Origin of the sequence: Corynebacterium sp. Z-1, assembly GCF_031844665.1 — a bacterium.
Taxonomy (GTDB): Bacteria; Actinomycetota; Actinomycetes; order Mycobacteriales; family Mycobacteriaceae; genus Corynebacterium; species Corynebacterium sanguinis.
In genome coordinates, this window is sequence record NZ_CP134621.1 from 2,389,996 (window position 1) to 2,411,650 (window position 21,655).

Consider the following 21,655-nt stretch of genomic DNA (forward strand, 5'->3'; position numbering starts at 1 on the left):
CCCCGGCGCGCCGTTCAGGCCGAACCGAGCTCGTTGACAATCTCCGCGGCGCTCGCCTCGCTGCACTGAGCGAAACCGGTGCCGGCCCACAGGTTGAGGTACTCCGCGTCGCCCGCGTCGTTCGCCTCGCCGCGCAACGGGGAGGTCAGGTAGTGGATCTCCGGGTACATCGCCGGGGCCAGCTCGGTGAAGCGATCGGTAAAGGCGTTGCGGATTGCCCGCGCCGGCCTGCCGGAAAACGCCCTGGTCACGACCGTGTCGCGGACCGTGAGCTCGAGCAGCGCGCGCCGGTGGGTCGCTTTGGTGCCCGCCTCCTCGGCGGTGAGGAAGCGCGTGCCGACGACCACCGCGGTGGCGTGGGCGTCGAGAAGCGTGGCGACGTCCTCGCGCGTGCCGACGCCGCCCGCCGCGAAGATCGGGCGACTCGTTCGCGCCGCGGCGATCTCGGTGAGCTCTTCTGCGCTGAACGCCACGCCGCGCTCCTCGGTGCTCAGCACCGTCGCGCGGTGCCCGCCGGCGCCGCTGCCCTGCACGAGGACGATGTCCGCGCCGAGCTCCACGATGTGGTCGATCTCCTCGGGAGTCGTCGCGTTGAGCACGACGAGTTTGCCCGCACGCGAGACCGCGGCGATGTCGGCGGCGCTGGGGTAGCCGAACGTGAACGAGATCAGCGCGGCGCGCGAGGCGAGCGCCACCTCGAGCTTGGGCGCGTAGTGGTCGTCGGACCAGCGCGGCTGCTCGGGCAGGTCCGCGCTAAACGGGAGATGCTCGGCGAGGTGCTCCCGGTAGTCCCGGTACGCCTCGCGCTCGTCGGCGTGGGGCGCCGACGGGACGAAGAGGTTGATGCCGTAGGGCCGTGATGTTGCCTGCTCGATCTGCTCCACTTGCCGCGCGAGGTCATCGGGTCTCAGATACCCGGCGGCGAGAAACCCCAGTCCCCCGGCCTCCGACACAGCCGCGGCGAGCTGCGGCGTCGAGGGGCCTCCCGCCATTGGGGCGAGCACAATCGGCTTACTCAACATGATCACGTCTTTGCCTCCTTGCTGTGCGCTGAGTCGAGCGGTTAAGCGCTGCTGCGACGGTGATGCACTCCATGGTAGGCACGGCCCGCGACCACGGGCATATGCTTTTTCTCTATGGATGCGAACTCGATTGCCGTACACGACGCGCACCTGAACAACCTGCGACACGTTGACGTGTCGCTCCCACGCAACACGGTTGTCGCGGTAACGGGAGTGTCGGGCTCTGGTAAGTCCTCGCTGGCATTCGGCACGATTCACGCCGAGGCGCAGCGACGCTACCTGGAGTCGGTCGCCCCGTTTGCCCGGCGCCTGATTGCGGGCGCGGTGGACCCGAAGGTGGGAAACATCGAGGGCCTGCCACCGACGGTGGCGCTTGAGCAGTCGAAGACTTCGGGCGGGGCGCGCTCGACCGTCGGCACCTTTTCCACGCTGTCAAACTCGGTGCGCCTGTTGTACTCGCGCTGCGGCGACTACGCGGAAGGGGTGCGCGAGAGAAACGGCGGGAGGTTGGACTCCGACGCGTTTTCGCCGAACACCACGGCCGGGATGTGCCCGAAGTGCCAGGGCACCGGTGTTGTCCACCGCCCGGTGGAGGACACGATGGTCCCGGACCCGTCGAAAAGCATTAACGAGGGCGCGATTGAGGCATGGCCCGGGGCGTGGGCGGGAAAGAACTTCCTCGCCATCCTCGACGCGCTCGACTTCGACCTCGACTCCCCGTGGCGCGAGCTTGAGCAAAAGGACCGCGACTGGATCCTGTTCACCGACGAGCGCCCGGTGGTGACCATCTACCCGGTGCGCGGCGCGGATCAGGTGCAGAAGACCTACAAGGGCACGTGGAAGTCGGTTGCGAACTACCTGACCGACACCCTGCACGAGACGGATTCCGACGCGCTGCGCCGCCGCGTGCTCAGCTACATGGAGCACAGCGTCTGCGACATGTGCAACGGCCGGCGCCTCACCCCCGACGCCCTTTTAGTCACTTACGCTTCTTTGCCCATCGACGCCCTCACCGCGCTGCCGATGGACGAGCTGCTGCGCATCCTCGACGAGCGCTTCGACCCGGAGCCGAAGGAGCGCGAGGACGCCCGCGACGAGGCGGAGCAGCGGCTTTTGGCCCAGCTCGTGCCCACGCTGCGCACGGCGGTGGAGCTCGGCATCGGGCACTTGAGCCTCGACCGGCCCGCGCCAACGTTGTCGGCGGGCGAGTTGCAGCGACTGCGCTTGGCGTCGCAGCTGCGCAGTGGCCTGTTCGGCGTGGCCTACGTGCTTGACGAGCCCTCGGCGGGCCTGCACCCGGAGGAACGCACCGCGGTGTCGGACCTGGTGGAGAAGTTCGTCTCGCTGGGTAACTCCGTTCTGCTCGTGGAGCATGACATGAACCTGGTCGCGGGCGCGGACTGGGTCGTCGACGTCGGACCCTTTGCCGGCGAGGGCGGCGGCGAGGTGCTCTACAGCGGCAGCGTCGACGGCCTACGCGCCTGGGGCGAAAAGCCGGACTGCCCCTCGGCGACCGCGCGTGCGCTGGCCGCGCCCGCCCCGCAGCTCAACGACACCTCGCGCACCCCGACCGGCGAGCTGGTTGTCTCCGACATCCACGCCCGCTCGATCCAGGGCGTCGACTTCCGCCTCGGGCTCGGCACGTTCACCGCAGTGACGGGCGTGTCCGGGTCGGGCAAGTCGACGCTAATCACCCAGGCGCTGCCCACCGCGCTGCAGGAGATCAGCGTGGCCACTAAGGGCAGCGCCGCGGCGCAGGAATCGGCCGAGGACGTCGACGACCCCGCCGCCATCAGGATCAGATCAGTGACCGGCGCCGAAAACGTCGACCGCATGGTGCGTATCACGCAAAAGCCCATTGGACGCACGCCGCGCTCGACGCTGGCCACCTACACCGGACTGTTCGACCGGGTGCGCAAGCTCTTCGCCGGCACCGACGAGGCGAAGCGGCGCGGGTGGGGTGTGACCCAGTTCTCCTACAACATGAAGCCGGGGCGCTGCCCCACCTGCAACGGCGCCGGAACCATCGAGGTGGAGCTGGTGTTTCTGCCCGGCAGCTACACCGCGTGCCCGGATTGCTCCGGCGCGCGCTACAACGACGAAACCCTCGAGGTGACTTGGAACGGCTACACCATCGCGGACGTGCTGGGGCTGACCGTCAACGACGCCTTGGACGTGTTTGCCGAGGAGGCCACCATCCGCCACGCCGTGGAGTCCCTGCGGGCGGTCGGGCTGGGCTACCTGCGCCTCGGGCAGGGCGCGCCCGAGCTCTCCGGCGGCGAGGCGCAGCGCATCAAGTTGGCAACCGAGCTGCAGCGCGCCCGGCAAAGCTCGAAGCAGCACACGCTCTACGTCCTCGACGAGCCAACGACCGGTCTGCACCCCCATGACGTCGATAAGCTTGTCACAGAGCTCAACAGGCTTGTCGACGCCGGCAACACCGTCGTCGTCGCGGAGCACAACCTCAGCGTGATCGCCCAAGCTGACCGCGTCGTGGAGATGGGGCCCGGCGCGGGTGCCAAGGGCGGCGAGATCTGCGCCGACGGCACGCCTGCGGACATCGCCCAGCGCGACGACATCGCGACGGGGCGGGTGCTGGCAGCCCTTTAGGGCCTAGTCCATCATCGCCTGCAGCAGCGAGTCCTGGCAGAACGCCAGCCACTCGAGCAGCATCTCGCGGTCCTGGGCGTTCGCCTCGCCGCCGCGGTCGTCCTCGGAGACGTAGAGGCGCATGTCGTTGAGCGCGGCGAGGAAGGCGTGCGCCTCGGCCTCGTCGATAGTGACCTCGACCCCGCCCGTCGGCCCGAGCGCCGAGTTGATCACCTGCAGATTCATCAGCTTCGCCTTGATGATGTCGTTTTCGTGCAGGCTGCGCAGCAGTCCGTTGTCGCCGTCGAACTCCTCGTCGCCCTCCATCTCAAAGTCGGGCAGAAGGCGTCGCATCCGCGGGTCCGCGGGCGCCTCGGAGTGGCCGGCGGACAGGCCCATCATTTCCGAGAACTCGTCTTTCGGCGCGGACTGGGCGCGCGCGATTAGCGCCTCCGACACGGTTGCCGTGAGATCGCCGATGACCTCGCGCTCCAGCGGGTCGAACCGGGTGGTGAACTTCACGCCCGAGCGCATGAGACCTTTCTTGCGCTTCCAGTGCTCCATGTAAAAGTGCGCTCCCCTCTTTTACCCGGCCTGCTGCATGGTGGCCCACAGCCCGGCGGTGTGTAGCTTCTTCACATCGCCCTCGACTTTGTCCTTCTCGCCCGAGGAGACAACGGCTTTGCCCTCGGTGTGGACCTGCATCATCAGCTCGTTGGCGCGCTTGCGGTCGTAGCCCAGCACGGTTTGGAACACGTAGCTGACGTAGCTCATGAGGTTGACGGGGTCATCCCACACAATGCACATCCACGGCAGGTTCTCGCTGACAACCACGTCCACGTCGAGTTGCTCGTCGAGCTCCGGCGTCGCCATGGGAGAACCCATTGCGTGCAACTGAGACGAACCTGAACACATCATGCGCACAACTTTACCCGCAACCCGGCGCGCACGCGCAGCCGGCGAGTACGCTGTGGACGCATGAACAACCTTCAGGCTCAGTCGCACGAATCGACGGCGTTTCTGACCGACATGTACGAATTGACTATGCTCGATGCCGCGTTCAAGGACGGCACCGCGCACCGCCGGTGCACCTTCGAGGTGTTTGCTCGCAAGCTTTCCGACGGCCGTCGTTACGGCGTCCTCGCCGGCATCGCCCGGGTGCTCGACGCGATCTGCCAGTTCCGGTTCACCCCGGAGCAGCTCGCCTCGGCTGACTTCCTTTCCGAGGAGGCGAAGGAGTACCTGCGCAATTACCGCTTCTCGGGCCAGGTCGACGGCTACCGCGAGGGCGAGATCTACTTCCCGTATTCGCCGCTGCTGACGGTGCGCGGAACGTTTGCCGAGTGCGTGATCCTGGAGACGGTGATCCTGTCGATCCTCAACTCGGATTCCGCCGTAGCCTCCGCCGCCTCGCGCATGGTTACCGCTGCGGAGGGCCGCCCGCTGATTGAGATGGGGTCGCGCCGCACCAACGAGCGCGCCGCCATCTCGGCCGCACGTGCCGCCTACATCGCGGGCTTTTCGTCGACCTCAAACTTGGAAGCCGCGATGCGCTACGGCATCCCCAAGGCCGGCACTGCCGCGCACGCCTGGATGCTGCTGCACGTCGACGACAACGGCGTGCCCGACGAAAAGGCCGCCTTCGCCTCCCAGGTGGAGAGCTTGGGCCCGGAAACCACGCTCTTGGTGGACACCTTCGACATTACGAAGGGTGTGGAGAACGCCCTCGAGGTCGCGGGCACGAAGCTCGGGGCGGTGCGCATCGACTCCGGCGACCTCGGCATCGTTTCCCGCCAGGTGCGCAAGCAGCTTGACGACGCCGGCGCCGTCGATACAAAAATCATCGTCTCCTCCGACCTCGACGAGTTTGTCATCGCCGGTCTGCGCAGCGACCCGGTCGACGGCTTCGGCGTGGGCACCTCGGTGGTCACCGGCTCCGGCGCCCCGACAGCCGGGATGGTGTACAAGCTGGTCGAGGTCGAGGGCCACCCGGTGGCGAAGCGCTCCCGCGGCAAGGTCACCTACGGCGGCACCAAGTCGGCGCTGCGTGCCTACCGCGCCTCCGGCGTCGCCGTCGCCGAGCTCGTCCACCCCGCCGACCAGGAGATCACCCGCAAGAAGGCCCTGACCTACCGCGAGATGGTCATCCCCTTGATCCGCGACGGCCACATTGTGGAGCACCAGAGCGACCTCGAGCAAGCCCGCGACTACCTTGATGCCGCCCGCACGACGCTCCCCTGGGAGGGCCTGGCGCTGTCGCGCGATGAACCCGCGATTCCGACGCACTTTGTCGGGTTCCCGGAGCCCGCGGAATAGTTAGTGTCCGCCCCCGGCTCTAGACTGGTTCCCCGTGAGTGACCAGCCTCTAGCCCAACCGACCACCGATCTTCTCGCCGCAGCCGTCGATGCGCTCGGCGGGGCGGAGCGCCCGGGCCAGGTCGCCATGGCCAAGGCCGTGACTCGGGCGCTGGAAGAGGAGCGCCACCTGGCCGTGCAGGCTGGCACGGGCACCGGAAAGTCGCTGGCCTACCTCGTGCCGGCGATCCGCCACGCCCACGCGACCGGCGGCACCGTTGTGGTGTCCACCGCGACGATCGCGCTGCAGCGCCAGCTGGTCGAGCGCGACTTGCCGCGGCTTGCCGACGCCCTCGAGCCGCTGCTGGAACGCCGCCCCACCTTCGCCATCCAGAAGGGCCGCAACAACTACGTGTGCCGCCACAAGCTGTCGCTGCCTGGCGACGTCCCCGAGGCGCTGATTGAGGAGGACGACATCTCGTGGCTGGGCCGCCACGTCAAGCGCGTCAACGAGTGGGCGCAGGAGACGGAGACGGGCGACCGCGACGATCTTGAGCCCGGCGTTCCCGACCTCGCGTGGCGTCAGGTTTCCGTGACCTCGTCGGAGTGCTTGGGCGCGGCGCGCTGCCCGCACGGCGAGGAATGCTTCGCCGAGCTGGCGCGCGAGCGCACCCGCAACGTGGACCTCGTGGTCACCAACCACGCGCTGCTCGCCATTGACGCGCTGGCCGATACCGATGTGCTGCCGGAACACGACGTGGTCATCATCGACGAGGCCCACGAGCTCGACGGGCGCATCACTTCGGTGGCCACTAATGAGATTTCGGCGAGGGCGTTGACGATGGCGTCGAGACGCGCGGACAAGCTTGGAGCTGAGAAGGGCGAGCTGGAAACGGTCGTCGACGACTTTGCCGCCGCGATGAACGTGGAGACGCCCGGAAGGTGGGAGAACATCTCGGAGGCGGCGCGCGGCGGGTTCGTCGCGGTGCGCGACGCGCTGTGGCACACGCGAGAGGCAATCGCGAAAGGCCCCGAGGGCGAGGCCGACAACGAGCCGGAAACCTTCGCGGAGCGCGAGAACTTGAAGAACCACCTCGGCGATCTTCACGACGCCATCGTGCGCATCCTCGGCGTCTTCGACGAGGACGACCCGACGAAACACACGGACGTGGTGTGGCTGACGCGTTCGGAGCGCGTCGGCGATTCCGTATCGGTCGCGCCGCTGTCCGTGGCCTCGCTGCTGCGCGAGCGCCTTTTCGGGGAGCACACGGTGGTGTTGACCTCGGCAACCCTGACGATTGGCGGCAACTTCAACGCGGTCGCCGCCGCGTGGGGCCTGCCCGACGGGACGTGGGACGGGATGGACGCGGGCACCCCCTTCAACCCGCGTTCTTCCGGGATTCTGTACACGGCCGCGCACCTGCCCGCGCCCGGGCGCGACGGCCTGGCGGCGGAGACGCTCGATGAGGTCGCCGAGCTCATCACCGCGGCCGGCGGACGCACCTTGGGCCTTTTTTCCTCCCGCCGCGCTGCCGAGCAGGCCGCGGAGGCGATGCGCGCGCGGTTGCCCTTCGACATCCTGCTCCAGGGCGAGGACTCGACGGGCGCGTTGGTCAGCGCGTTCGCTGCCAGCGAGAACTCGTGTCTCTTCGGCACCTTGTCGTTGTGGCAGGGCGTGGATGTGCCCGGCTCGTCGCTCTCGCTCGTCATCATCGACCGCATCCCCTTCCCCCGCCCCGACGACCCGCTGCTGCAGGCGCGCGCCAAAGCCGCCAACGCCGCGGGCCGCTCCGGGTTCATGGAGGTCTCCGCCACGCACGCCGCGCTGCTCATGGCCCAGGGCGCGGGGCGGCTTCTGCGCTCGGTGGACGACAAGGGCGTCGTCGCGGTGCTGGACAACCGGCTGACCACCAAGCGCTACGGGTCGTTCCTGCGCAAGAGCCTGCCGGCTTTCTGGGAGACGACCGACCCCGCAACGGTGCGCGCTGCTTTACGACGCCTCGTCGCAGCATCGCACTAAAGCCCCGCGGCGCTGGGGGCTTCGGTTTCGGTCTAGTAGCTATACCTCAACGGGTTTGCCGCCACATCAGCCACACGCGACCTGCGGTTTTCAACAACGCACCTCGCTGAGGTCTAGTAGCTATACCTCAACCACACAACGTCCCCACCAACACCGACCTAGTCCAGCGCAACGCGCCCGACGATGCCCGCAGCCTCGTTGGCGTAATCGATCTCCTCGCGCGGAATCCCAAGAATGTAGAGCACCTCATCCAGGAACGGGTGGTTCACGCTGGCGTCCGCGACCTCCTTCAGCGCCGGCTTGGCGTTGAACGCGATACCCAGCCCCGCCACGCCGAGCATGTCAATGTCGTTCGCACCGTCACCGACCGCGACCGTCTGCGACATCTGCAGCCCCGAGTCCTGCGCGAAGTCCGCGAGCAGCCGTGCCTTGGCTTGCCTATCGACGATCTCCCCAACCACGCGCCCGGTCAGCTTCCCGTCAACGATTTCGAGCGTGTTGGCGCGCACGTAGTCCAGATCGAGCTCCTCGGCGAGACCCTCGAGGACCTGAATGAACCCGCCGGAGACCACTGCCGTGCGGTAACCCATGGAGTTCAGTGTGCGGATAGTGGTCCGCGCCCCCGGGGTCAGCTCAATGTCGGCGGCAACCGAATCGATCACAGAGGCATCCAGCCCCGCGAGCGTCGCCACCCGTTCGCGCAGAGATTCTTCGAAGTCAAGCTCTCCCCGCATGGCCCGCTCGGTCACCTCGGCGACCTCGGCTTCCTTGCCGGCGTGGGCCGCCAGCATCTCAATGACCTCGCCGGTAATCAGGGTGGAGTCGCAGTCGAAACATACCAGGCGCTTCGCGCGGCGGTGAAGACCAGCGTTTTCCATGGCCAGGTCGACGCCTAGCTCGTTGGACAGCTCCGCGAGCGCCTCACGCACCTGCCGCCCGCTACCGGGGCTGTAGTCGGGCAGCGTCACGCGGAACTCGAGGCCCGTCACTGGGTAGTTGGAAATGCCGTTGATGCGGTCGATGTTCGCCCCGAACCCGGCAAGGGTTGCGCCCAGGCGGGAGACCTGCTCGGCCTGGACGGGATTTCCCAGCATGACAATCACGTGGGTCGAGCGGGGCCGGGAGACGGACCTCGCTTCCCCGCCCGTCTCGATGGTGACCCGTTGCCCGAACTCCCACAGACCCGCGCGCAGTTCGCGCTCCAAGTCGGTGAGTTTGAGCGGGTCCATTCCCACGAAGGTGGACAGCATCAGTCGTCCTCGGAAGTCGACCTGGGAGACGTCGAGAAGCTGCACGCCGTGGTTGGCGAGCACCGTGAAGAACGCGGCGGATACACCGGGGCGATCCGGGCCGGAGGTGGTGATCACTGCGTGTTTGAGTCCTTGCTGGAGCTCGACCTCGAAAGTGGGCATACGTAGTCCTTGTAGCGGTATTGGCCAATCGTTGATTCGCTCATGCTACCTGGCGGTAGTGGTGGGCAGACGAGCAAGGCCCCCGCGCGAACGCGGGGGCCTCTACTTACGTGTCAGTCAGAATGCAATGCACTAGTTGCCGTTGACGTGGCTCGTTGCTTCCTGAGCCTCGCCTTCGTTACCAGCGGAGTCGAACTCGTGGTTCGCTCCCTTGTAGGTTGCCGGGCTGTCATCGCTGTGACCGGTGTGGGCCTCGCGGCGCAGGCGGCCAACCATATGCGGGTAGTGCAGCTCGAACGCGGGGCGCTCGGAGCGGATGCGCGGCAGCGCCGTGAAGTTGTGGCGCGGCGGCGGGCAGGAGGTAGCCCACTCGAGAGAGTTGCCGTAGCCCCACGGGTCGTCGACGGTGACGATCTCACCGTAGCGCCAAGACTTGAACACGTTCCAGATGAACGGCAGCATACCGACACCCAGGATGAACGCACCCACCGTGGACACCTGGTTGAGCAGGGTGAAGCCGTCGGTGTCCAGGTAGTCGGCGTAGCGGCGCGGCATGCCCATGTTGCCCAGCCAGTGCTGGACCAGGAACGTCATGTTGAAGCCGATGACGGTGAACCAGAAGTGGATCTTGCCCAGGCGCTCGTCCAGCATGCGACCCGTCATCTTCGGGAACCAGAAGTAAACGCCCGCGGTGGAGGCGAACACGACGGTGCCGAACAGGGTGTAGTGGAAGTGCGCAACCACGAAGTAGGAGTCGTGCAGGTGGAAGTCCAGCGGCGGCGCAGCGAGCATGACGCCGGTCAGGCCACCGAAGAGGAAGGTGAACAGGAAGCCCACTGCCCACAGCATCGGGGTTTCAAACGTGATGTGCCCGTTCCACATCGTGCCCAGCCAGTTGAAGAACTTCACGCCGGTCGGCACGGAGATCAGGAAGGTCATGAAGGAGAAGAACGGCAGCAGGACCGCGCCGGTGGCGAACATGTGGTGTGCCCACACAGCCATGGACAGGCCGGCGATGGCGAGGGTGGCGAAGACCAGGCCGATGTACCCGAAGATCGGCTTGCGGGAGAACACCGGGATGACCTCGGAGATCACGCCGAAGAACGGAAGTGCGAGGATGTACACCTCGGGGTGGCCGAAGAACCAGAAGAGGTGCTGCCACAGGATGGCGCCGCCGTTGGCGGTGTCGAAGATGTGGCCGCCGAGGAGGCGGTCGTACAGCACGCCCATTGCGGCGGCGAGCAGCAGCGGGAAGATCATCAGGGCGATGATCGAGGTCACGAAGACGGTCCAGGTGAACACCGGCATGCGGAACATGGTCATGCCCGGCGCGCGCAGGGTCAAAACGGTGGTGAGCATGTTCACAGCCGAGGCGACGGTGCCGATACCGGTGGCGCCGACGCCGATGATCCACAGGTTCGCGGACACGGACGGCGTGTGGGTGGCGTCGGCAAGCGGCATGTACATGGTCCAGCCGAAGTCGGCCGCGCCGCCCGGGGTGAGGAAGCCGGCGAGCATGGCCAGAACGCCGACCTGGGTGATCCAGAAACCGAACGCGTTCAGGCGGGGGAAGGACACGTCCGGGGCGCCGATCTGCAGCGGCAGAACATAGTTGGCGAAGCCCCACACGATGGGTGTGCCGAAGGCCAGCAGCATCACCGTGCCGTGGAGGGTGAACAGCTGGTTGAACTGCTCGTTGGACAAAAACTGCAGGCCCGGGCTGAAGAGCTCAGCACGGATCAGCAGCGCCATCAGGCCACCGACAAAGAACCACACGAACGACATGATGATGTAGAGAATGCCGAGTTCTTTGTGGTCGGTGGTGGTCAGCAACTTGTAGAACTTCGAGCCCTTGCGGGCGTTGCCCGTGGGTTCAGGCCGAGCGGGCGGGACGTAGGTGTCCACCCTTGGCGCCACTGCGGTCATGCGATCCTCCTGACTGACGGCACCCGCGCACTGTCTGCGCCCGCGTTCTCCGGGCCGGCAGTTGGCGCTGATGCCACAACTGATACCGGGTAATCATAAGCCACTGGTGCATCGTTTTGCCAGCCCTCACAGCTTCAGCGAAGGCGGATGCCCCCATATGGGCTGGCTTTTCGACGCCCACGTGACCACTTCCGCCCTTGCCCCTGCTCCCGGCGGGGTTTTCTGCCTACCCCATCCGAGGTAGTCCGCGCGCAGACGACGGGCAGACGAAAGGGGCCAGCGTCACCGCGTGGCCCCTTCAGCGAAGTAGTCAGGATCAGAAATCCCAGTCGTCGTCCTGGGTGTCTTCGGCCTTGCCGATGACGTAGGAGGAACCGGAGCCGGAGAAGAAGTCGTGGTTCTCGTCGGCGTTGGGCGAAAGCGATGCCAGGATCGCCGGGGAAACCTTCGTCTCGTCCTGCGGGAAAAGTCCCTCGTAACCGAGGTTGTTGAGCGCCTTGTTGGCGTTGTAGCGCAGGAACCGCTTCACGTCCTCGGTCCAGCCCAGCGGGTCGTAGATGTCCTCGGTGTACTGGGTTTCGTTTTCGTAGAGGTCGTAGAGCAGGTTGAAGGTGTAATCCTTCAACTCGTCGCGCTCTGCCTGGCTGAGGTCGGCCTGTCCGCGCTGGTACTTGTAGCCGATGTAGTATCCGTGGACGGCCTCGTCGCGGATGATGAGGCGGATCACGTCAGCGGTGTTGGTCAGCTTGGAGTGAGACGACCAGTACATCGGCAGGTAGAAGCCGGAGTAGAACAGAAATGACTCGAGCAGCGTCGAGGCGACCTTCTTCTTGTGGGGGTTGTCGCCCTCGTAGTAGCTCAGAATGATCTTCGCCTTGCGCTGCAGGCTCTCGTTTTCCTCGGACCAGCGAAACGCGTCGTTGATCGCCGGGGTGTCCGCGAGCGTCATGAAGATGTTGGAGTAACTCTTCGCATGAACGGACTCCATGAAGGCGATGTTGGTGTAGACGGCCTCCTCGTGCATGGTCTTGGCGTCCGGCAGCAACGACACGGCGCCGACGGTGCCCTGAATCGTGTCCAGGAGGGTCAGGCCTGTGAACACGCGCATGGTCGCGGTCTTCTCGTAATCGTTCAGGGTGCGCCACGACGGGATGTCGTTGGACACGGGCACCTTCTCGGGCAGCCAGAAGTTGCCCGTGAGGCGGTCCCAGACTTCAAGGTCCTTGTCGTCCGGAATCGTGTTCCAGTTGATCGCCTTCACAGGTTTGTCGTGGGCGTGCAGGTAGCGCTCGTACTCTTCAGTCACGCACCCCATAGTAGCCACGCAGCGTTGGTCCGGGAGCGCCGCACCTCGGACTAGCCCGGTCGCGGCGGCGGGGTCGGGTGCTAACACCGTGGCACCGACGGGGGATAAAGATACAAGATATGTAAGTAACTACGGTTGACCTGTCCACTTCCCCTAGGTTGGAATCTATGAATCTCGCGCCCGAAACCCCCACCACCCCCGCCGAACCGCTTCTGAACAACATCCTTGACACCCTCGGGACCGAAATCGTCTCCGGCGTCATCCCCGCGGGCAACACGTTTACGCTGAACGATCTGTCCACGCGTTTTAAGATTTCGCGCACAGTCGCGCGCGAGGTGATGCGGGCGCTTGAACAGCTCGGGCTTGTTCTGTCCTCGCGCCGCGTCGGCATTAAGGTGCTGCCCGCCAGCCAGTGGGATGTCTTTGACCAGGCCATCATCGGATGGCGCTGGAAGGCGGACGCGCAGCGCCAGCTGAAGGAACTGAGCGAACTGCGTTTTTCGGTCGAGCCCGTTGCCGCGGTCATCGCGTCGCGCCACGCCGCGAAGGCTGAGGCCGCCGAGCTCATCGAATTGGCGGAGTCCATGGTCGAGCTCGCCAAGGAGGGCAACAGCGAGGAGTTCCTCGCCGCGGACTTAAAGTTCCACACCCTAATTCTCAAGGCCTCGCGCAACGACATGTTCCTCGCCCTGGCCCCGTCTATCCTCCACGCACTGGAGGGCCGCACCCTCTACGGCGCGAAGGAGTCTATCCCCGGGCCGGACGCCGTCGACGCACACTTGGCGCTCGCCGAGGCCATCGCCGCCGGTGACGCAGACGGTGCCGAGCGCGCCGCGAAAGTGGTTATGGCGGACATTGCCCCCTGCCACAGCTGCTAGCAAAGGCAGCGGCTGCACGAGGGCGTCGACAAGCACGCGCTTAAAGCATGCAGGAGACGCAGCCCTCAACCTCGGTGCCTTCCAGCGCCATCTGGCGCAGGCGGATGTAGTAGAGCGACTTAATGCCCTTGCGCCAGGCGTAAATCTGGGCGCGGTTGATGTCGCGGGTCGTGATGGTGTCCTTGAAGAACAGCGTCAGCGACAGGCCCTGGTCAACGTACTTCGTGGCCACGGCGTAGGTGTCGATGATCTTCTCGTAGCCGATCTCGTAGGCGTCCTTGAAGTAGGACAGGTTCTCGTTGTCCATGTGCGGCGCCGGGTAGTAGACGCGGCCGATCTTGCCTTCCTTGCGGATCTCGATCTTCGAGGCGATCGGGTGGATCGACGAGGTGGAGTTATTGATGTACGAGATCGACCCGGTCGGCGGCACCGCCTGCAGGTAGCGGTTGTAGATGCCGTCGCGCGCGACGTCAGCTTTTAGCTGCGCCCACTGCTGCGCGGTGGGCACCGCGACGCTGGAGCGGGCGAAGAGCTCCTTGACCTTGTCCGTCTTCGGCTGGAAATCGGCCGGGTCGTAGCGGTCGAAGAACTCGCCGGTGGCGTACTCGGACTTGTCGAAGTCGGCGAAACGCTCCCCCTTTTCCACGGCGATGGCGTGGGAAGCCTTGATCGCCTCGTACATCACGGCGGCGAAGTAGGCGTTGGTGAAGTCGAGGCCCTCCTCGGAGCCGTACTCAATGTGCTCGCGGCCGAGGTAGCCGTGGAGGTTCATCTGGCCCAGGCCAATGGCGTGCGAGGCGTTGTTGCCGTCGCGCACGGGCGGGACGGACTCGATCGAGGTCTTGTCCGCCACGGCGGTCAACCCGCGGATAGCGGTTTCGACCGTGCGGGAGAAGTTGTCGGAATCCATCGTCTTGGCGATGTTGAGCGAACCGAGGTTGCATGAGATGTCGTGGCCGACCTCGGCGTAGCTCAAGTCCTCGTTCAGCACGGACGGCGAGTTCACCTGCAGGATCTCGGAGCAGAGGTTGGACATGTTGATGCGGCCCGTCTTCACCGGGTTCGCCCGGTTAGCGGTGTCCTCGAACATGATGTACGGGTAGCCGGACTCGAACTGGATCTCCGCGATCGTCTGGAAGAAGTGCCGCGCGTTGATCTTGGTCTTGCGGATCCGCGGGTCCTCGACCATCTCCTCGTACTTTTCCGTGACCGAGATGTCGGCGAAGGGCAGCCCGTAGACGCGCTCGACGTCGTACGGGGAGAACAGGTACATGTCGTCGTTGCGCTTGGCCAGCTCGAAGGTGACATCCGGGATGACGACACCGAGCGAGAGGGTCTTGATGCGGATCTTCTCATCCGCGTTTTCGCGCTTCGTGTCCAAAAAACGCAAGATGTCGGGGTGGTGCGCATTGAGGTACACCGCGCCGGCGCCCTGGCGCGCGCCGAGCTGGTTGGCGTACGAGAAGGAGTCTTCGAGCAGCTTCATCACGGGGATCACTCCCGAGGACTGGTTCTCAATGTGCTTGATCGGCGCGCCCGCCTCGCGGATGTTGGACAACAGAAGCGCCACGCCGCCGCCGCGCTTAGACAGCTGCAGGGAGGAGTTGATGGCGCGGCCGATGGATTCCATGTTGTCCTCGACGCGCAGCAGGAAGCAGGAGACGAGCTCGCCACGCTGGGCCTTGCCGGCGTTGAGGAAGGTCGGGGTGGCGGGCTGGAAGCGGCCGGTCATGATTTCGTCGACAAGCGCGGAGGCGGTCTCCTCGTTGCCGCTGGCGAGGAACAGGGCGGTCATGGCGACGCGGTCCTCGAAGCGCTCGAGGTAGCGGCGCCCGTCGAAGGTTTTCAGCGTGTAGGAGGTGTAGTACTTGTACGCGCCCAGGAAGGACTGGAAGCGGAACTTAAACGCGTAGGCGCGCTTGAAGGTTGCCTTGACGAACTCCCAGTCGTAGGCCTCGAGGACTTCCGGCTCGTAGTACTTGTTCTTTACCAGGTAGTCGATCTTTTCCTCCAGGTCGTGGAAGAAGACGGTGTTCTGGTTGACGTGCTGGATGAAGTACTGGTTGGCGGCCTCGCGGTCCTTCTCGAACTGGATTTCACCGTTCTCGTCGTAGAGGTTGAGCAGCGCGTTGAGCGCGTGGTAGTCGAGCTGTTCAGCCTGCGACACGGGCTCTGCGACGTTCTTGCCGAGGGTGGGGGTAGACACGATTCAAGGCTCCTATGCTGTCTTTTGGTGGTTGTTGCGGCCGTATTTTTTACGGAGACTTTCAAGGCGCTGCGCGGACTCCTGCCGGATTTCATCTGCACGAGCAGCGAGCTTATCGACGTCCGCCCGATCAAGCGGGTCTAGCCCCAGGGCGTGGGCGTTGTCGACGAGTTGCTCACGGACATAGTAAACGTCGTGTTCATCGCCCATTAATTCAAAGCGGTACAGGTGCGGGACGCGGCACTTGCGGGAGATGACTTCACCCGCAAGGCAGAAGTCCGGCCCGAAATTAGAATTGCCCGCGGCGATCACGCCGCGGATTAGTGAGCGATTGTGTTCGTTGTTGAGGAACTTGATCACTTGTTTCGGCACCGGCCGGGTGTTGTCGCTCGTGAGCGACGCCCCGCCGCCGTAGGTGGGGCAGACGAGGACATACGGCTCGTTGACGATGAGCTCATCCTCGGTGCGGTGCAGCGGGATGCGGGCAGCGGGCAGGCCGACCTTTTCCACAAACCGCTGGGTGTTTCCGGTGGCGGAAGAGAAGTAGACGATGAGCATCGTTTTCCTCTGACCCCCTCTCCGTCTCCTGAGTATGTGGTGCCTGCCGGCTGTTTAGGCGGCCTGGGCCAGACGCTGGATGCGCTCCGGGCGGAAACCGGACCAGTGCTCCCCGCCGACCTCGACGACCGGGGCCTGAAGGTAACCCAGCGCCATGACGTAGTCGCGGGCCTCGTTGTCGACGGTGATGTCAACGAGGGTGTATTCGAGTCCGGCCTTGTCGAGGGCCTTGGTGGTGAAGTTGCACTGGACGCAAGCTGGCTTGGTGTAAACGGTGATGGACATAACCTGTGCGCTCTTCCTCGGTGAGATTGAACTTGTCTTCTGGGCGGTCTAGCTCGGCTCCGAACCCCGTCGGAGTAACACTGATAAACACTATACTTTGTGGCCGATTTAGGCAACCGATACTATATATAGTAGTTACACCGGTGGAATTACCAGGATATAAGCGAGTCGCGGCCCACATGTAGGCCTACGTTTGCTCTCGCGACTTACATCAGTGTGCTTTCACGCCCCGAAACAGCAAAGCGCCCCGCTTCCTCTGCGTGAATGAGAGGTGGCGGGGCGCTTTGTTGTAGCGGAGTCTGCGCGACTAGCCCTGGCGGGCCTTGAAGCGCGGGTCGCGCTTGTTGATGACGTAGACCTTGCCGTGGCGACGCACAACCTGGGCGCCCGGCTTGTTCTTCAGCGACCGAAGCGACTTGCGAACCTTCATCGGGCGCTCCTTTCTTCTCTCGGTTTCCTCAAACACGACCCCCGAGCGGGAGTCCCAACACGAAGTACGAGATTACCTCACCCAGGCCGGATAACCAAAAGCGCTACGATGAACGTCATGAACGCGCAGAGCACCACCCTCCAACAGGCAATTATTGAGCAGCTTGGCGTCAAACCCAGCATCGACGCCGCCGCGGAGATTGACGCGCGTGTCGACTTCCTCGCCGACTACCTCATCGCGTCCGGGGCCAACGGTTTCGTCCTCGGGATTTCCGGCGGCCAGGATTCCACGCTTGCGGGCCGGCTTGCGCAGTTGAGCGTCGAGAAGCTTCGGGCGAACGGGACCGAGGCCACGTTTTATGCCGTGCGGCTGCCCCACGGCACCCAGGCGGACGAGGCCGACGCCCAGCGCGCGCTCCAGTTCATCCGGCCGGACGAGCGGGTCACCGTGAACATCAAGCCCGCCACCAGCGCGCTTGCCGACGCCGTCACCGACGCCCTCGGAAGCGAGGAGCTGCGCGACTTTAACAAGGGCAACGTCAAGGCCCGCATGCGCATGATCGCGCAGTACGCGATTGCCGGGGAGCGCGGCCTGCTGGTCATCGGTACCGACCACGCGGCGGAGAACGTCACCGCGTTCTTTACCAAGCACGGCGACGGCGCGGCCGACCTGCTGCCGCTCGCAGGGCTGAACAAGCGCCAGGGTGTCGCGCTGCTTCGCGAGCTCGGTGCGGATAAGCAGTTCTGGGAGAAGATCCCCACCGCGGACCTCGAGGATGACCGCCCGGCGCTTCCCGACGAGGAGGCACTCGGCATCACTTACGCACACATCGACGATTACCTGGAAGGCAAGAGCATTCCTGACGACGCCCGCGAGCGCCTCGAACACCTCTGGCGCGTCGGCCAGCACAAGCGCCACCTTCCGCCGGCGCCGTTTGATACGTGGTGGCGTTAGGTTCTCTGCTTTGTGGGATCTCACGGTCGGGCAGTGGCCGGGGGCAAAACTCCGGGTCAGAAACCCCCGAATCGGCTTCATCGTGACATCTCGCGCGGTGCAATGTCACGGTCAGGCAGCTGCCAGCCGCAGAACCCCAGGTGGGTAACCCCCGTATCGGCTTCACCGTGGCATCTCACGCGGTGCAATGTCACGGTCAGGCAGCCACCAGCCGCAAAACCCCAGGTGGGTAACCCCCGTATCGGCTTCATCGTGACATCTCGCGCGGTGCAATGTCACGGTCAGGCAGCTGCCAACGGCAAACCCCCAGGTCAGCAGTACCCAGACAGGCTTCATCGTGACATCTCACCCGGCGCAATGTCACGGTCGAGCAACCACCAGTCACAAAACCCCAGGTCGGCGACACCCGAAACGGCTTCACCGTGACATCTCACCCACCGCAATGTCACGGTCAGGCAGCCACCAGCCGCAAAACCCCAGGTGGGTAACCCCCGTATCGGCTTCATCGTGACATCTCGCGCGGTGCAATGTCACGGTCAGGCAGCTGCCAACGGCAAACCCCCAGGTCAGCAGTACCCAGACAGGCTTCACCGTGACATCCCACCCACCGCAATGTCACGGTCAAGCAGCCCCGGGAAACAAAACCCCAGGTCGGCAACACGCAGTCCGCCTTCACCGTGACATCTCCCCCGCCCAACAACCAGCGCCAACCCCCACCGCGACATCTAACGGCGAAACCAGCCTGGTGCCCGGCGCGCAAACTCCTCCGGCGCGAGGGATCCCGCCCCGCGAGGCACTGCGCCCAACAGTTTCTCCCCCGTCAGTCGTGGGAGATCTTCGACGTTGCACCTCTGGGCCAGGTCCGGGGCTTCCGGCCACGAACCGATCATCATGCCCAGGCACTCGAGGCCCTCGGCGCGCAAGCATCGCGTCGCAAGCTCGGTCGCCGACAGCGTGCCGAGCTCGGCGGAGGTAACCAGCACGACCGGCGCGTTGAGCTCGCGCGCGACGTCGATGATCGTCACGTCGGTGCCCAACCGCGCGAGGACCCCTCCGGCGCCCTCGAGGAACACCACGTCCAGGTCTTCGTTGCCTGACCACCGCCGCACCGCATCCGCAAGCTCAATGGCGGTGGACTGTTCTTCCCCCGCGCGGTGCGCCGCCGTCTCCGGGGCGAGCGGCTCGAGCAGGCGGCGGTACTCGAACGCCGCCGCAACCCCGGCGAGCCGCGCCGCCACTTGGCAGTCCCCCTCCTCACCCGGTTCAAGTCCGGTCTGGATGGGCTTGGCTATTCCCACGCGACTACCTGCCGCCACCTCGCGGGCCGCTAGCGCCGCGGTGGCGATTGTCTTGCCAATCTCGGTGCCTGTGCCCGAGACCACGATGAACTTCGTCATAGGTGCGAAAACTCCTCTACTACGTCGCGCAGAATGGCCTCGGCACGGGAAACATCGGCATCACTTAAATCGGCGCGGGCCGTCAAACGCAGCCGCGACGTGCCCGCCGGCACGGACGGCGGACGGAAACACCCCACCTCGAGCCCGCGTTCACGCGCGGCGTCGCGGGCGGCCACCGCGCGCTCCGGGTCGCCAAGAATGACCGACACGACCGCACTCTCCGGCTCAATCGCCCCCGTCGCCTCAGCCAATTGCTTAGCGACGCCCAACACCCGCGCAGCTCGATCCGGTTCGCGCTCCACAATGCCCAACGCCGCACGCGCCGCGCCGACCATCGGCGGGGCCAGAGCGGTATCGAAGATAAAAGAGCGTGCCGTGTCCACCAAGTGCGCGCGCACCCGCGGCGAGCCGAACACCACCCCGCCCTGCGCGCCCAGCGCCTTCGACAGCGTCGCGGTGACAACGAGGTCCTCCTGCCCGGCAAGTCCCAGCTCATGGACAAAGCCGCGCCCGCCGGAGCCGCGCACCCCAAGCCCGTGCGCCTCGTCGACAACGAGCACGGCGCCGTGCTCCCGCGCAACGCCGTGCAGCGCAGCTACTGGCGCGAGCGTCCCGTCTGCGGAGTACACGCTGTCGGTGAGCACCACGGCGCGCTGCTCGATACGCGAGCTCAGCGCCTCAGCCACCGCGTCGACATCGCCGCGGGGCGTGACGACGACCCGGGCACGCGATAACCGGCAGGCGTCGACAAGCGAGGCGTGCGAACCCGCATCGGAGACCACCAGCGCGCCTCGCCCGCTCAGCGCCGTGACGAGACCCAGGTTGGCCATGTAGCCGGAGGAAAACACCAGCGCCGAGGGCTGGCCGCAGAACGCAGCGAGCTCGCGCTCGAGCGCCTCATGCTCATCGAGAGTGCCGGTGACCAGGCGCGATCCCGTCGATAAGCTCGCGGCCGTTGGCAAGCTTGAGGCGCACGCCGCTTGCCGACGCCACAACCAACGGAGCCGTCGTCGGCGGGAACGCGCCGTACGGGTGCCAGACGTGGTGTGCGTCAAGGTCTAGAAGGTGTGCTTCGTCCATCACACACCAGAATTTACAACCCGCAACGTCTCCTCAGCCGCGCGGACCAGCGCATCCCCGTAGCTCGGCCCGTGGGTCTGGGCGTGCACCGCCAGCGGGTGCAGCTGGTGGATGGGGATCCTGCGGCGCCACTCGGCTCTTAAGGATCCCGCCTCGCAGTACCCCTCGGCGATCTCCTCGACAAACGGGGCGCCGAAGAGCTCCAGCATCGCGATGTCGGTCAGCGGGTGCCCGCCGTGGGCTGCGGGGTCGATGAACCGCGCGCCGTCTGCGGAAAACAGCAGGTTGCCCGACCACAGGTCGCCGTGGATGCGCGCGAGCGGGGCGTCCTCGTCCTCCTCCAGCAAGGCCTCGCAGGCTCGCTTTACGACGTCGAAGCCCGCGCAATCCAGGTTGCCCTGCTCGACCGCGCGCGAGGCAAACGGCAGCACCCGTTGGTCCACGTAGAACGGCGCCCAGCGCTCGGTCGGGGTGCAGTCCTGGCGCGCGCGGCCGATGAAGTTCGGCCCCTCCCACCCGTCGGGCGCGGCGCCGAACGCGGTGGCGCCCATGGCGTGGATTTTCGCCAGCTCACGGCCCGCTTCGCGCGCAGCGGCGCGCGTGGGTCGGGCGGGCGCGACTTTTTCGATGGTGAGCGTGTTGGAGGCGTCGTCAAGCGAGAAAACCTTGACCACCGCGGCGCTACCCTTGCGCAGCCACCGCAAACCCGCCGCCTCGGCCGCGGCGGAGCCCGGCGCGCTGCCGGATTTCGTGAATGCGTCAGTCACGCTGCCCCGATTCCAGGTCGAGAAGGACGCGCTTCGCGACGAGGCCGCCCCGGTAGCCGCCGAGGGCGCCGTCGCTGCGCAGGACCCGGTGGCACGGCACCACGATGGGCAGTGGGTTGGTGGCGCAGCCGCTGCCCACCGCGCGCACGGCGTTGGGGTTTCCCACACGCTGCGCGAGCTGGGCGTAGGTCTGCGTCTCACCGTAGGCAATCCCCGTCAGGGCGCGCTGGACCTGAGTGCGAAACCCGCTGCTCAAACGCCAATCGAGCGGCAGATCAAACTCCCGGCGCTGGCCCGCGAAGTACTCGGCGAGCTGCTCCTCTGCTTGGCCGAGTCCGCCCTGCTCAGCCTTCTTGCCAGTTCGCTTCTCGACGTCCCGACGCACGCCGCCAAAGTCCTCGCACTCAAAGGCGATGCGCACAACGCCGGCGGGCGACGCGACGAGCAACAGCTCGCCGACGGGGCTGTCGATGGTGGTCCAGGAAAGCGACATGCCCCCGAGTGTAGCGGTGCGCTCGGGGGCAAGATTG

Annotated in this window: 19 protein-coding genes and 1 pseudogene; 5 read left to right on the forward strand and 15 right to left on the reverse strand. The window is 65.7% G+C overall.

Annotated elements, in window-relative coordinates; genetic code table 11:
* Positions 1-14: 14 nt before the first annotated feature.
* Positions 15-1,190, reverse strand: a complete 1,176-nt coding sequence (locus tag RIU96_RS11655) for an NAD(P)H-dependent flavin oxidoreductase (protein ID WP_311196710.1) — start codon at positions 1,188-1,190, stop codon at positions 15-17.
* On the opposite strand from RIU96_RS11655, the gene RIU96_RS11660 reads away from it, so the two are divergent.
* The gene (locus tag RIU96_RS11660; protein WP_136652892.1) at positions 1,137-3,632 is read left to right on the forward strand and encodes an excinuclease ABC subunit UvrA; all 2,496 of its coding nucleotides are present in this window, start codon (positions 1,137-1,139) and stop codon (positions 3,630-3,632) included. The genes RIU96_RS11655 and RIU96_RS11660 overlap by 54 nt on opposite strands.
* A 3-nt stretch (positions 3,633-3,635) precedes the next feature.
* Here RIU96_RS11660 and RIU96_RS11665 read toward each other — a convergent pair whose 3' ends face one another.
* Both RIU96_RS11665 and clpS read right to left on the reverse strand, forming a co-directional pair.
* Positions 3,636-4,175: a DUF2017 domain-containing protein gene (locus RIU96_RS11665; protein ID WP_136652893.1), complete on the reverse strand. Its 540-nt coding sequence runs from the start codon at positions 4,173-4,175 to the stop codon at positions 3,636-3,638.
* 21 nt (positions 4,176-4,196) lie between these two features.
* On the reverse strand, positions 4,197-4,496 hold the full coding sequence (clpS, locus tag RIU96_RS11670) for an ATP-dependent Clp protease adapter ClpS (RefSeq protein ID WP_258562653.1): 300 nt from the start codon (positions 4,494-4,496) through the stop codon (positions 4,197-4,199).
* 93 nt (positions 4,497-4,589) lie between these two features.
* On the opposite strand from clpS, the gene RIU96_RS11675 reads away from it, so the two are divergent.
* Together RIU96_RS11675 and RIU96_RS11680 are read left to right on the forward strand one after the other, a co-directional pair.
* Entirely contained in the window at positions 4,590-5,927 is a 1,338-nt protein-coding gene (locus RIU96_RS11675) for a nicotinate phosphoribosyltransferase (RefSeq protein WP_136652895.1), read from the forward strand.
* Positions 5,928-5,961: 34 nt separating this feature from the next.
* Positions 5,962-7,926: an ATP-dependent DNA helicase gene (locus tag RIU96_RS11680; RefSeq protein ID WP_144741026.1), complete on the forward strand. Its 1,965-nt coding sequence runs from the start codon at positions 5,962-5,964 to the stop codon at positions 7,924-7,926.
* A gap of 158 nt (positions 7,927-8,084) precedes the next feature.
* Here the strand turns inward: RIU96_RS11680 and serB are convergent, their stop codons facing one another.
* The 3 genes from serB to nrdF all read right to left on the reverse strand — a co-directional run bounded on the left by serB (position 8,085) and on the right by nrdF (position 12,579).
* Positions 8,085-9,338, reverse strand: a complete 1,254-nt coding sequence (serB, locus tag RIU96_RS11685) for a phosphoserine phosphatase SerB (protein ID WP_136652896.1) — start codon at positions 9,336-9,338, stop codon at positions 8,085-8,087.
* A 132-nt stretch (positions 9,339-9,470) separates the two neighbouring features.
* Complete coding sequence (gene ctaD, locus RIU96_RS11690) at positions 9,471-11,264, reverse strand: aa3-type cytochrome oxidase subunit I (RefSeq protein WP_259896790.1); 1,794 nt, start codon at positions 11,262-11,264, stop codon at positions 9,471-9,473.
* A 316-nt stretch (positions 11,265-11,580) separates the two neighbouring features.
* Positions 11,581-12,579, reverse strand: a complete 999-nt coding sequence (gene nrdF / locus RIU96_RS11695; RefSeq protein WP_006839684.1) for a class 1b ribonucleoside-diphosphate reductase subunit beta — start codon at positions 12,577-12,579, stop codon at positions 11,581-11,583.
* Between the two features lie 158 nt (positions 12,580-12,737).
* Here nrdF and RIU96_RS11700 point away from each other — a divergent pair, with 158 nt between their 5' ends.
* Complete coding sequence (locus tag RIU96_RS11700) at positions 12,738-13,448, forward strand: FadR/GntR family transcriptional regulator (RefSeq protein ID WP_259896789.1); 711 nt, start codon at positions 12,738-12,740, stop codon at positions 13,446-13,448.
* Positions 13,449-13,488: 40 nt separating this feature from the next.
* Here RIU96_RS11700 and nrdE read toward each other — a convergent pair whose 3' ends face one another.
* The 4 genes from nrdE to ykgO form a co-directional block, all read right to left on the reverse strand.
* Positions 13,489-15,654, reverse strand: coding sequence for a class 1b ribonucleoside-diphosphate reductase subunit alpha (gene nrdE, locus RIU96_RS11705; RefSeq protein WP_311205006.1), 2,166 nt, complete (start codon positions 15,652-15,654; stop codon positions 13,489-13,491).
* A 12-nt stretch (positions 15,655-15,666) separates the two neighbouring features.
* Positions 15,667-16,212, reverse strand: coding sequence for a class Ib ribonucleoside-diphosphate reductase assembly flavoprotein NrdI (gene nrdI / locus RIU96_RS11710; RefSeq protein WP_259896780.1), 546 nt, complete (start codon positions 16,210-16,212; stop codon positions 15,667-15,669).
* Between the two features lie 54 nt (positions 16,213-16,266).
* Positions 16,267-16,497, reverse strand: coding sequence for a glutaredoxin-like protein NrdH (gene nrdH, locus RIU96_RS11715; protein ID WP_006839680.1), 231 nt, complete (start codon positions 16,495-16,497; stop codon positions 16,267-16,269).
* Between the two features lie 307 nt (positions 16,498-16,804).
* Positions 16,805-16,927 (reverse strand): type B 50S ribosomal protein L36, encoded by a 123-nt coding sequence (gene ykgO, locus RIU96_RS11720; protein ID WP_006839679.1) that lies wholly within the window; start codon positions 16,925-16,927, stop codon positions 16,805-16,807.
* Between the two features lie 117 nt (positions 16,928-17,044).
* Here ykgO and nadE point away from each other — a divergent pair, with 117 nt between their 5' ends.
* Entirely contained in the window at positions 17,045-17,881 is an 837-nt protein-coding gene (nadE, locus tag RIU96_RS11725; RefSeq protein WP_186309891.1) for an NAD(+) synthase, read from the forward strand.
* 725 nt (positions 17,882-18,606) lie between these two features.
* Here nadE and bioD read toward each other — a convergent pair.
* From bioD to RIU96_RS11750, 5 genes and pseudogenes are all read right to left on the reverse strand, one after another.
* Complete coding sequence (gene bioD / locus RIU96_RS11730; RefSeq protein ID WP_144317896.1) at positions 18,607-19,278, reverse strand: dethiobiotin synthase; 672 nt, start codon at positions 19,276-19,278, stop codon at positions 18,607-18,609.
* Positions 19,275-20,240, reverse strand: coding sequence for an 8-amino-7-oxononanoate synthase (locus RIU96_RS11735; protein WP_311205007.1), 966 nt, complete (start codon positions 20,238-20,240; stop codon positions 19,275-19,277). The genes bioD and RIU96_RS11735 overlap by 4 nt, the downstream gene beginning before the upstream one ends.
* Positions 20,191-20,358 (reverse strand): annotated as a pseudogene (locus RIU96_RS11740) (adenosylmethionine--8-amino-7-oxononanoate aminotransferase BioA); the annotation flags it as partial. The gene RIU96_RS11735 and the pseudogene RIU96_RS11740, both read right to left, overlap by 50 nt.
* Positions 20,358-21,125 (reverse strand): fructosamine kinase family protein, encoded by a 768-nt coding sequence (locus RIU96_RS11745; protein ID WP_311205008.1) that lies wholly within the window; start codon positions 21,123-21,125, stop codon positions 20,358-20,360. The gene RIU96_RS11745 and the pseudogene RIU96_RS11740, both read right to left, overlap by 1 nt.
* Positions 21,118-21,618 carry a methylated-DNA--[protein]-cysteine S-methyltransferase gene (locus RIU96_RS11750; RefSeq protein WP_136651685.1) on the reverse strand — a complete coding sequence of 167 codons (501 nt, stop codon included), beginning with the start codon at positions 21,616-21,618 and terminating at the stop codon, positions 21,118-21,120. Before RIU96_RS11750 ends, RIU96_RS11745 begins: the two co-directional genes overlap by 8 nt.
* Positions 21,619-21,655 lie beyond the last annotated feature (37 nt).